General features: G+C 57.1%; 5 protein-coding genes. 2 read left to right on the forward strand and 3 right to left on the reverse strand.

Going from position 1 to position 12,234, the window contains the following annotated elements; genetic code table 11:
• The first annotated feature begins 561 nt into the window (after positions 1–561).
• Complete coding sequence (locus ACR9Y2_RS12050) at positions 562–3,015, forward strand: P-loop ATPase, Sll1717 family (RefSeq protein WP_435041534.1); 2,454 nt, start codon at positions 562–564, stop codon at positions 3,013–3,015.
• A 190-nt stretch (positions 3,016–3,205) separates the two neighbouring features.
• Here ACR9Y2_RS12050 and ACR9Y2_RS12055 read toward each other — a convergent pair whose 3' ends face one another.
• Positions 3,206–6,469: a phosphoribosyltransferase-like protein gene (locus ACR9Y2_RS12055; RefSeq protein ID WP_435041535.1), complete on the reverse strand. Its 3,264-nt coding sequence runs from the start codon at positions 6,467–6,469 to the stop codon at positions 3,206–3,208.
• Positions 6,470–7,089: 620 nt separating this feature from the next.
• On the opposite strand from ACR9Y2_RS12055, the gene ACR9Y2_RS12060 reads away from it, so the two are divergent.
• A complete protein-coding gene (locus tag ACR9Y2_RS12060) occupies positions 7,090–7,563 on the forward strand; it encodes a hypothetical protein (protein WP_435041536.1) in 474 nt (157 codons plus the stop codon).
• Here the strand turns inward: ACR9Y2_RS12060 and ACR9Y2_RS12065 are convergent.
• Positions 7,462–8,052: a hypothetical protein gene (locus ACR9Y2_RS12065; RefSeq protein WP_435041537.1), complete on the reverse strand. Its 591-nt coding sequence runs from the start codon at positions 8,050–8,052 to the stop codon at positions 7,462–7,464. The genes ACR9Y2_RS12060 and ACR9Y2_RS12065 overlap by 102 nt on opposite strands.
• A gap of 1,316 nt (positions 8,053–9,368) precedes the next feature.
• Positions 9,369–12,227, reverse strand: coding sequence for a glutamine-synthetase adenylyltransferase (locus ACR9Y2_RS12070; RefSeq protein WP_435041538.1), 2,859 nt, complete (start codon positions 12,225–12,227; stop codon positions 9,369–9,371).
• Between the last annotated feature and the right edge of the window lie 7 nt (positions 12,228–12,234).

A 12,234-nucleotide genomic window follows, 5' to 3' on the forward strand; every position in this document is an offset into this window, starting at 1 on the left:
CTAGACTGCCTCTGCGAACCCGAAGAGTTGCGGCCTCGCAAGTTTAAGCGGCCACGCCTACTCGCTCTGCCCACAAAAAGCCATGGAGTGACGTAATCCTTTCCGTCCAGCGACCCTTCCACTCCACGGCCTGAGAGGTCCGAAACCGACGCCGCTCTGAGCCTATCCCCCAAGTCATTCTCACCGATTCCCCCCTTCAATCGAGATGTGTCTGGGACCATGTTCTGGACCTCAAATGGATTGTCATTAATGTGCCTTGACCCTGTTCCAAGTACGAGGAAGCTAGAACCCCGCAGGTAATTCCGTGCTGGCGTTGGTTCGGAGAGCGGAGCAATTCGGCAGTGCGCGGCCCGGGGGCGACAGGTTCACATCAACAAGCGGCCTAGCCTATTGATGCAACACGCCTGACGCAAGAGCATAGCCCGTGCTAGCTCGCCTCAGACGATGGGCTGCCTCGGGCGTCAGCGTAGCTGACGTCGGCCCAGTCCTAGCATCGAGCCATTAGCTGTAGGCAGGCTTTGGGGTGGCTCAGTTGCATATTATTCGATATTCTGACCTGATATGCTTGATATGAAAGGTGATCCATCCGAAATGATGTCTGACTGGCTCCCCGACACCCCAACTCAAGCGGCCCCGCTCGGGTTCTTTGCCTATGCGTCTGCACCTCCCAGCATTCCCGAAACGATCAAAGCGGCCATTCAGGGCATCAATCGCAGTCAAGTTGCCAGTATCAGATCATGGGAAGATCTGGAAATCGGTGGGAAGATTATCATCGGCGACATTTGTGCTGCCATCGACCGTGCCGACTTCTTCTGTGCGGATGTCACAACAATAAATCCCAACGTGATGTTCGAGCTAGGCTACGCAATTGCTCAGAATAAGCGCATATGGCTAATTCGTGATGAGAGCTATGCCGATTCACGAAAAGAATTCGAGCAACTTAAGGTACTGACGACCGTCGCATACTCGCCATACGAGAACTCGGAAGAGATCATCAAAGCCTTCTTTGCCCACAAGCCTCACACCGCAACAGACGAAACTGTTTTCAGTCGATCGATTGAGCCCCTCCTTGCGCCCGCAGCTCCGGATGCACGCACTCTCGTCTACCTCAAGAGCCGTTTTGATAGTGAAGCAAGTGTGCGTATTACGCGAGTGCTGCAAGATACCACCCTGCCACTGACTATCGATGATCCTCGAGAGACGTCGGTTCGACCTCTAACATGGTATGGGCAGAAACTGTACGAAGGCATGGCATTCGTGGCCCACTTCTTGAGTGCTGCACGAGAGGGGCATCGCCTCCACAACGCAAGGTATGCGCTAGTCAGTGGTTTGGCTCGCGGCTTCAGGCTTAAGGCTCTCCTTCTGACTGAGCAAGACGACCTTCTCGCACCAGTGGACTACAGGGACGCCATTCGCGTGTACGCAACCCCGAGCGAGGCGGCTCGCCTTATCACTGAGTGGGTCGAGCCGATCACCGCCCAACATACGCCGAAGTCCATCAGTCCCAAGGCCTACGTCGACGTTGTCCGTCTCGCCACTGAACTAAAGGGATTTCACCTGCAACTTGGGGAGTACGTTGCCGAGAACGAAGCGAGTCGTCTAAACGAGTATTTTGTTGAGACGACAGCATATACCGACGTTCTGAATGGAACGCATACCGTTTTCGTTGGCCGCAAGGGAACTGGAAAGACCGCCAATCTATTACGCGCCGCAGATGCAATCGGTGGTGATGTGCAAAACTTAGTTGTACTGATAAAGCCACCTGGTTACGAAATCGAAGGGCTCGCGAGACTATTTGCATCATACAAGCAGCAGGATCAAAAGGGTTATGTGATTGAGAGCTTATGGAAATATATGCTCTATTCCGAAGTAGCGCATGCGCTTGCGCGCCAAGTAGAGGATGTTGCCCTTTGGCAACTGGCAGAGAAAGATGCGCAAGAATTAGTGGCACTTCTGGAAGAACCGAATAGTCCGTTCTCTGGTGACTTTACGGTGCGACTGGAAAGAGCCGTCAGCGCCCTGGCCAATTTAAAGCCAACCTTTGAGCCTGTCGAAGTATTTCGGCGAGGGATATCTGAGGCGCTGCATTCCGGCGCGTTAGGTCGACTACGCGAAAGGCTAACGGAGATTCTAGCAAGAAAACATCAGGTTCTGTTGCTTGTCGACAACTTAGATAAGCCCTGGACTAAGAGCGCCGACCTTGAGCAACTTGCTGATTTTCTATTGGGTCTACTTGGTGCTGCAAACAGGGTCGCCGAAGAATTTCGCCAGAAAAGCAGGCAAAAACGAACTGTTCGTTTCAATAGTGCCGTGTTTCTTCGCAGCGACATTTTTAACCGAGTTGCCAGTGTGGCGAGAGAGCCGGATAAATTATCCTTCACTCGGCTGCGGTGGGACGATCCTGAGTTACTGCTGCGTGTAGTGGAGGAACGCTATGTTGCCTCGCACGGGACGGCCAGCGACCCTGCCGAGATGTGGCACCGGTACTTCGGAACACAAGTGCGTGGCCTGCCGATGAGGGACTATCTGGTAAGCAGAATCCTGCCTAGACCGCGCGATATAGTATTCTTCGTCAAAGCTGCCCTATCATTTGCAGTCAACAGAAAACATGACCGAGTCGAGGAGCGAGATATACTCGACGGGGAAAGGCAGTACTCGCAATACGCGCTCGATAGTATCTTGGTTGAAAATGGTATCAGTATCCCGGAACTAGAAAGTGTCTTGTTGGAGTTTGTAGGTAGCCCGGCCATCATTACTGAGGCTGTAAGTCGCAGAATAGTGTCGCGCGCTGGAATTAGTACCGAAAAAGTCGACTCGGTAATTGCCCACTTGGTGAATCTTACATTTCTAGGGTTAGAAGTGACAAAGAATAAATTCGTTTACTCGGATGAGCCGAAAGAAGTGAAGAAAAATCGGGTTCTTGCTGAGCATTTTCGCCGCGAAAGTTTCATCGCCGAGCAGAGATATGAGATCAATCCTCCGTTTCGGTCATATTTGGAAATTAGAGAAGTATAGTATCCTTGATTGATCGTTCGATCGCCCCCCCCCTCCTGTCGATTGACAGGCAGAGGCATTGCTCCTCTGTCCAATCTGGGGGGAATGACTTGGCAGTTGGCTGGACTATGCATTAATCGATTCAACTATGAGCCGATTAAGTATTCTCAACCAAGGTTGTATTTTTGCCGTTTGTTCGCAGCTTTTCAAACTATAGCCGCCGGAATAGCGGGCGCCACCCCCTTTTCTCTACCCAGAGCACAGGCAGGCAGTTGTTAGGTACCTTGTTCTCAAAAACTACGGTAGCCTCGCTTCCCCCATAGCCAAGGGGCGAGTCAGGGAGAAGCTCCAATCCGTATTTGTATGCCACGTCACGTGCTCTATTGCGTTGAGCCTCCTGGATGAAGGCTGTAGATGACTCCCCGAAGACGCTTCCCGTTAGAGCCACCGTATCCATGACGTGCAAGCGAATTCGCAGACCCAGTCGATCAATGGCATTCTGCACGTTGGCCACTCCCGCCCCTAGCCCACAGATAACGCAAAGAAAGAATTTGTCCTCAACTATGGCGCTCATCTCTTGAAGATCCTTGCAGTGGCTCGTGAGGAGGCCGGAAAGAGTATCGCCCGTTCCAATGAAGTCATCAACCATCGCAACACCTTTAATGTCAGGTCGCTTCTTTGCTGCTTCTTGCAATTGCTCAATAGAAACGATATTGTCAGGATGAATCTCGTTCTCATCGCCATAACGTCGCGCGTACTCGGCCCCGCTGTGCCCTGGACCGTCCAGATAGGTGACTATAATATCACGACGTTTTGTACTTTCCCTGTACCTTCTGTGCCAAGTCGTGCCCCGGGTTAGAATGCCATGTGCCTCCCTGAGTTTTGCCCTTATCTGATCAGCCGAATAGAAATGGAGACCTTTTAGCACACATAGCATCAAATGGCGTTCCTCGAGAGTGGCAAACTGGCCGAGCCATGATCGAATCTGTTGCTCAGATATGCGTCTACCTAGGAAGAGGTCCCACGAATCAACAAGGGAGAGGATATCTTCATCTTTAATTCGGAGTGTTTCTTCGTCTCGGGAAGCCTGCGAAAGTCCTTCTTGGTCGACAAATGTCGTAAGAATCTGATAATAGCCCTGAGACACCAACCAATCTTGGAACAGTCGGACTTTGCAGGCATAGACTCCGTTTCGGCTTTCTAATACTTTACGCCGCTCGAAGCTTCTCAAATCGTGCTCAACCATGTGCTCATCCAATCCGAAGCCCTTTGCCCGCTTGGCAATCGAAGAGGATGTGGCCATCTCGCCGTTGCGCACACACTCGGTAAGAGAGAGCAGCACCTTGGCTCGACGAACCGCAATTTCTTCAGCGCGAGGTGGCGGATCGATGATTCCATCTTGCCAGAAGTACTGGACGCTATGGGCGCCCATTTCTGCGATTGTTTTGCTTACCCCTCTAGCTACTTCAACTTCAGTTACGTGAGAGTCACGTTTCTCAGTCATAGACTCGTAGATTGATCGACAAATCCATTTTGCAAAAAAGGGATTACCAGCTGAGTGCGCTTGTATGCTCACAATCGCAGAATCTGAATACTCCAAATAGGCAGAAGCAGGGCGCCTGACGAGATCAGCGAATGCGTTCCATTGCGATTCTTTGTCGAAGTAGTCGACGGGTATCTTTACGAACTTATTAAGAGAGTCTCCCTGATTGCTTAGGACATACTCCATCTTCTCACTTCCAACTAGCACAAATCCAAATTGTGATTTACTGCTAATGCTTCGGATCGTCCTGAAGAATGCGTCTCCAAGCGAGCCACGCTTGTAAAGATCGAGCGGAAGCTCGTCGAACTCGTCAAGAATAAATAGTAATCTATGGCGCGGTAGTCTATCCGTAATCTCTTCCAGGTACTCCGTAAGAGGTGAAAGCGCATCTATGAAGTGGGGTTGCGGTAAGTCAGTAAGTGATTTTATAGAGCGTCTAATGCTTCTACAGATTTGACGACCAAGAGTCTGTATGGTTGACGTCCCGTCGGGGGTTATATAATCACCTGCTTCCAAATACACCACGCAGTAATCGTGCGGGTGGAGTTCGAGAAGGCGTGTCTGAAGGGTCTTTGCTATCGATGTCTTGCCAACTCGTTTCTGTCCTCGGATGAAGGCAGATCCCATGTCGGAATTCGTTGTAAGCGCAAGGAGGCTCTCAATGATTGAATCGCGGCCAACGAGAATATCGAATTGCGAAACAGGCGATAGGCTGTATGGGTCATTCAGTCGCGCAGACTCCCAGTCAACATCGTCCTTTTGAGAATACACTTCAAGTAATTCCAAGAGAGAGTTAACGGTGTCGTCCGCGTTTCTCCACTCGACATGAATTTCGAGAAGAGCCAAGTCGCTTGGTTGCGTTACCAGTGCAGCTATTTCGACCAATGTCTCGCCAGGCTCCAGGCCGCCAATCTGAAGGGGAATAGCTGAGCAGGAGAGATTGTCAGAATGTTTCTGAACAGATATCTGAACTTCCAGGGCTACACCATCACTCGAGTTTCTGACTTGAATTGCGATAGGAATTGATTGGCCTAGCGATTTCAGCGGGTACTTCTTTGTCGAAGCGCAAACTGTTAGCGCTGCTGGGCGGCTGAATGGAGTCGCCTGGAAGTGTTGCAATAGGACTTCGCCGAGTCGTTTCGCGGCAACGCCGCAGAATCTCTCAGTATAGTCACCATCTATTGATTTACAATCATCGATGAATCGTGAAATGAGGGCTTGTGCGCGCCTGTATGCGACGATCGTTCCGGGTCCAACGCAGCCGGCGTACTCTTGGGCAATTTTAAAGATGGCGGACAGGTCAGAATCTCGCGCAGGTTTTGAGATGAATGGGTGGATTAATAGACAAGCCGTACCCGAGTTAAGCTTCTTTAGGTACTGGCTACGGAAGGTCTCGAGAGACTCAAGTGTCTTGAAGCTGTCAAGTAGTTCGTCTAGCTCTCTCTCTGTTCTTTGAACTAAATCAACGATAGCGCTGGCCTTCTGGAATGTCTGAGCGTCGCGACTTACCTTCGCTAAGCGATACACCGAATCATCAAGTACTTCATCAAATAGTTCAAAACAACGAAAGGCGATACGCGGCGAATTAATGACATTTGGATATGCTGCAAAGAGACGAACGAATAGCAGTGCGATTTCTTTTCTCTTTAGCGTAGAGTGTTCTCTGGACAGCAGCAGGGAGATTGGATCCGATGCCGTTGGGTCACCTTCGCACTTTGCAACAGCTGCAGCGGCCTTGCAGAATAGGATGAGAAGTCTTGCCTCGTGTTCCTCCGATTTCTTAGCATTAAGAGCTTGGGTCTGTCTGGAGAGCTCGGTGAGGGCGTTCAGGCAGCCATCCAGAACTGCGACTGGTCGGACTGTCATAAGGCTGGCCAGCATCTTCTCTAGTGCGTCGAGGGTCGGGGCGGGGTTGAGTTGGTGTGTCGGCATGCAAAGACAAAATCCCGGGGATATTCTATCGAATTAATCGATTCGGTGTCGGCACTCGAATATCTGGGGATCAATTCCGTATGTCTGCCTGGAGGGGGGACAGCCTGATGGACCCTTTCCAGAAAGGGCGACAGCCTGACCCGTCCCACCGCAATTGACCAGAATCCGAAAGGGCGGAAAGGGCGACAGCCTGACCCGCCCCGCCGCTATTGATCAGAATCCGATCTCCGGTTGGGCCTCCTCACCCACAAAAATGGCACCCGGACTCGAGTCCGCCATCCATCTCGACACGCCCTCCGCCCAACCTCCCCGAAATGACCGCGTCCATCTGCCCAACTCGCCCAATCCTGCGCCATATCCCACAAAAAATACAAAGTAGTCGGAATTCAGCTCGGACAAATTGCCATCGGGACGGGTGCCAGTGTCCCTAAACCAGCAAGGGTATAAACACCGCCGCGAAGACCCCACACCCGCCCCACTTCTCCCCCATTTCCACCCCACTCCGAAAATCAGTTCAGCAGATCGACATTTATCTTCGCCCTCGAATCAATCAGTTACGCTCCTCTTCCCAGAAATCGCTAGGTGCGCCGCAGTACAACCTCGGCCAAGGAGCAAGAACGATGGAAATGTTCAAACAGACTGCGGACGACTTCACACCGTCGCGCCGCTTTCTGCAAACCACTGGCGCCGAAAACGCTCTCCTCTTGGGAGACGATTCGGCCAACCTCATCACCTGCATCGAGGATCGCGCCCTCTTTGCCGGTCTGCGCGACGACGTGCACCAGCACTTCAACCCGGCCAACCGCTTCGAGCAGCACATGGCCGATTCCATCGCCGAAGAACTCTGGCGCAAATCGCGCTACGCCCTCGTCGAAACCACAGCCCTGTCCGCTTCCATCGAACGCGATTGGGAGGCCGTCAAAAAGACCTGCCCCAACGCCGACCCCGCCTACCGCACCTACTTCGCCTTCCGCAGCATGGACCCGCCGGACCTAGCCTGCGTCCGCACCACCCAGGACTTCGAGAACCGCTCCTGGCGTCGCAGCCGCGCCGACATCGCCGCCCTCCACGCCTTGCGGCACAAACCCCGCTGATGCTGGGCACCGGGAACCACCACCATGACGAAACAACCCATCTCCGAGCGCCGACTCGCTGCCAACCGCGCCAACGCCCAAAAATCGACTGGCCCCCGCACGCCCGAAGGCAAGCGCCGCGTCGCCCAAAACGCCAGCCGCCACAACCTCTATTCGAAGCTCCATCACCTTCCCGAGGAGGTCGCGGACCTCCTCTACCGCCAGGCGCTCGAGGAGACAGCGGACATCGCCGACCTGCGCTTCCGGGCCCTGCTCGTCCACCGCTTCATGCTCCGCGCTCACGAACGCCGCCTCTTCCAACTCGAAGGCAAACTCTGGGCCGAAGCCCTCCGGGTGAACGATGGAATCATCCCCAACGCCTCCCTCTGGATCCGCGGGAAGCAAGGCGACGTGGTCCAGGCCCTGGGCCGCTATCATGCCTGGATCTGCGTCCGCATCCGGCAGGTCCAGAAGGCCGCCTTCCCCTATCTCATAGGAGACGAAGCTCATCAGGCCTCCCTCCCCGCCAGGGCCGTAACCCTCCTGGCCTCCGTGGCCGGCTCCGCCACGCCCATAGCCGTATCAGTCCAGGCAGCCCCACCCCGCGAAACCGAGCGAGAGTCCTCAACCACCGGCAGTCCAAACCCCACCTCAATGAACCCGGGCCTGCAACTCCTCTTAAGAGGCCGCGGCTTCCGAGCCGTAAGACCCGTCCCAGCCCCCCAGGCAGTAAAGGCCATCCGCCCCCCCACCGTCCCCGGCCTAAGCCTCCGCTACCTGAACCAATCCCGCAAACCAAGCCCGTCCACCAAAACGGACACCCCTGCAACGAACCACGACCGTGAGGGAGTGGTCCCCACCGCGCAACGAACCCCGACTGGAAAGGAGTTCCGCATGCCCCTCCGAGCCGCCAAACCAGAGGAAGCCGCGCACCCGGCCCCAGTCCCCGAGCGTCAGCGACGGACTGACCCGACCCAATCCCCTCGCCCCGAGGCATCAAACCCAACGCCCGGGCCCACCCCAGCCCAGTCCCCAAGCGCAAGCCCCGCGTTATCCGCAAACGCCGCCGTGACGCCAAACGGAGCCGTGAGAACAAATAGAGCCGTGGCGCCAAACGGAGCCGTGAGCGTGAGCGAGCGGATAGCCAACCGAATCGCCCCAACCTCCCGATCCGTGACATCCCCAACCCCGCAATCCCCTCTCCCAGAAGCATCAAAGCCAATACTCTTGCCACTCGCCGCTCAGACCCCGAGCGCAAGCAACCGGATAGTCCCCCCAAAGCCCCCAACCCTCCCATCGGAAGAACCCTCAACCCAAGCGCCCACCGAGTCCAGCAAACCCCAAACACCCGAGCCCCAGCACACCACCGCGCTCACAGCCGCGCCAGAAAGGAGCGAGCGAGCCCCATCAACCCTCCAACCACCAACCAACCAGGGCGCCACCGCCCCGAACACAACCCCGCAATCCCCTCCCCGCGAGCCATCAAAGCCAACGCCTCCCCAACCCAACCCGCAATTCGACGCCGCACACCCCCGCGCCCCGGCCCCCACAGGCCAACCCTTGCCCTCTTCGTAAGGGCATAGCACGTAGCTTGGCCCACCCCATCCACGACCCCAACCACATCGTCCACACCAACACCGGCGGCCAGACGCACCCCAGGCGTCCCATCCCGCTTAGGTCATGATCTTTGACAATTAAACCCAGAACCCATCCAGCGCGCGAGCCACTCCGCCCGGAGGCCCCTTCCGCCTCCGGGCAATGCCGGCCGGCACAAGCAACCATTCACTCCATAGGAGCGATCAAACCCAAAACGCCCACAACCCGCCTCAACCCCGCCCCTCGCCGAACAGCCGCTCAAAATACTCCCGCGTCCGCCCCTGGATCTGCAACAATTCCAGCCCCAGCGGCTGGTCGCACAAATGCTCCGGCACCCACCGCCGCACCAGCTTCGTCAGCATCTGCAGTTGCCATTCCGAGTTCGGCAGGCTGCCCTCGGTATGCCCGGAGATCAGCCGCAAACCATGGTCCACCGCCCGGTAAAACGTCGCCGCGTTCTTCAGGAAATGAGCGTCGTTCGGATCCAGGTGCCCCATCTGCTCCAGCACCTCGATGCGGGCCGGCGTGTTCAGCACTTTGAAGAACAGGCCCGCACCCCGCAGCCGCAAATACATCAGCGAGAAGTCGATGTCGTAATACCCGCCCACGGCCGTCTTCAGCGGATTGTCCTCGCTCAGCTCCTTCTCGATCCGCATCCGCATGTGCCGCAACTGCTGCTTCGACCGGCCGCTCTGCCCATACCGCCGCCAGTCCACCTTTTGCAGGTCCGCCAGGAACGCCGTGGCCCGCTCCACGTCCCCAGCCACCGCCCGCGTCTTCATGTACGCCACGCCCTCCCACGCCTCCGCCGTCTTGGCGAAATACTCGTGGTACGTGCTCTCGGTCTGCACCAGCGCCCCGCCCTTGCCGTTCGGGCACAGCCGCGTGTCCACCGCGAACATCGTGCCGTCGCCCGTGTACGACGACAGGATGCTCACAATCTTCTCCGCCACCCGCGTCCAGAAGTGCAGCTCCGGCAGGTCTTCATCGGGGAGCACAAACAACAGGTCCGCGTCTGAGGCCAGGTCGAACTCCTGCATGCCCAATCGCCCCAGCGCGATCACCATCATCTTCGAGCCCGGCGCGGCAGTCTCCCCCGCCGTCTGCAGTACCGCCAACCGGTAAGCTGCCGCGATCGCCGCATCGGCCAGCGCGGAAGTCCGCTCCAATGTCTCGAAAATCGGAACCTGCAGGCAGATGCTCTCCACCTGCAGCCGGAACATCTGCCGCAGGAAGAACCGCCGCATCTCCACGGCATCCTCCAGCAGCGGCAGGATCTCTGCAAACGCCGTCGTCGACCGGCCGCGCAGCCGCATCGTCCGGATCTCTTCGAAGTACTCCGGCTGCCGCATCAACTGCTCGGCAAAATACGGACTGTGCGCGAACAGGTCCAACAGATACCCGCTCAACACCGCATCGTCGTTCAACGCGCCCAGCCACTCGTCCCGCTTGATCACGCGTTCCAGGAAATGCTCGAACGCGCTCAACGACCGCCCCAGCCGCGCCCTCGCCACTGAGCCCGCGAAGCCCGGCGCCTTCTGGTCCAGAAACCGGATCAGGTTGCTCGACGGAGCCGCATCCGGCCCGCTCGGCTCCGGCAATGTCTCCACGCTGACACCCCCCGGCGGAGGCTGCGCCGGCGTGTGCGTGTAATACATCGTCTGCTGCGCATGGATCACGCGCTCGTAGATCTCCTGCACATGCTCCAGATGCGCGTTCAACGTCATCAGCAACGCTTCCGGCGTGCTCTGGCCGCCCAACAGCCCCGGCGGCATCCGGCGCGCCACCAGCGCCTGCTCTTCCAACTTCTCCGGCAGCAGGTGCGTCTGGCGGTCCGCTGCAAACTGCAACCGGTGCTCCAGATGCCTCAGGTACTGATAGGCCGACGCCAGCCTCGAATACTCCGAGTCCGACAACAGGTCCTTGTCTCGCAACCGCACCAGCGCCAGCAGCGTCGACGAATTGCGGATCCACGTCTCCCGGCCGCCATGCAGCCGCTGCAGGCACTGCACCAGGAACTCTATGTCCCGGATCCCGCCTCGCGCCAGCTTCACGTCGATCCCCGTCGCCCGGCGCCTCGAACTCAGCTTCTCGTTCAACCGCTCCCGCGTCTCCGACATCGACTCAATGTGCGAGAAATCCAACGTCGTCGAATAGATCTTCGGCTGCACCCACTCCAGCAACTGCCGCCCCGGTTCCTTATCGCCCGCCGCCGTCCGCGCCTTGATCAGCATCTGCAACTCCCAGTCCCGGGCCCTGGTGTCGTAGTAGTTCTTCGCCGCGTCCATCGATAGGCAGACCTCGCCCAGCCGCCCGTCCGGCCTCAGCCGCAGGTCCACCCGGTAGATCATCCCTTCCGCCGTGTAGGTGCCCATCAGGTCCGTCAGTTGGTTCGAGATCTTCTTGAAGAACTCCTGGTTGCTGATCGGCTGCAGTCCGTCCGTGTTGCCCGGACCCTCGTACACAAACATCAGGTCGATGTCCGAGCTGTAGTTCAGCTCCCGCCCGCCCAGCTTGCCCAGCGCCAGAATCGAGTACCCGCACTCGTTCCCGTCCGCCAACCTCGGCAAGCCATACTTCTGCGCCAGTTCCGCCCGGATCCTGCCGTAAGCCGCGTCCAGCAGCGAATCCGCCAGGTTCGAAAGCTCTTCCGTAATCTCCGGCAGCGCCCCAAACCCCAGCACGTCCCTCAGCAGGATCCGCAGGATCTGCTTCCGCCGGAACTCGGCCATTCTCAATGCGGGCGAAGGCGATGACCCGGAAAGCAGCCAGTCCGCCAGCTCCGCATCAATCTCTTCCCGAGTCCGTCCGCGGTGCAGCCAGCCCGCATGCAGCAGGCCCAGCAGCCACACCGGATGCTGCAGCAGCTCTTCGGACAGGAAGTCGCTCGCCGAAAAGACCGCCACCAGCGCCTGCAAGCCAAACGGGGAATAAGCAATCTGCTGGAATTCGCTCGGATAGCGCGCGCAAAACGTCTCCAGCCGGCGCACCGCCACCTGCGGGTCGGCCGATTGGCTCAACAGGATTTCGAGTCCTTGCCGCAAATCCGGAGGGATGTCGTGTTCAACTGCCAGTAGAGGGTCGTGCAACGAGGCC

The organism is Paludibaculum fermentans (assembly GCF_051172195.1).
In the GTDB taxonomy this organism is placed as follows: domain Bacteria; phylum Acidobacteriota; class Terriglobia; order Bryobacterales; family Bryobacteraceae; genus Paludibaculum; species Paludibaculum fermentans_A.

Bases quoted from the DNA above. Each gene is read 5' to 3' on its own strand.
- ACR9Y2_RS12050 (WP_435041534.1), top strand. From the start codon at position 562: ATGCTTGATATGAAAGGTGATCCATCCGAAATGATGTCTGACTGGCTC.
- ACR9Y2_RS12065 (WP_435041537.1), bottom strand. From the start codon at position 8,052: ATGAGCTTCGTCTCCTATGAGATAGGGGAAGGCGGCCTTCTGGACCTG.
- ACR9Y2_RS12060 (WP_435041536.1), top strand. From the start codon at position 7,090: ATGGAAATGTTCAAACAGACTGCGGACGACTTCACACCGTCGCGCCGC.
- ACR9Y2_RS12055 (WP_435041535.1), bottom strand. From the start codon at position 6,469: ATGCCGACACACCAACTCAACCCCGCCCCGACCCTCGACGCACTAGAG.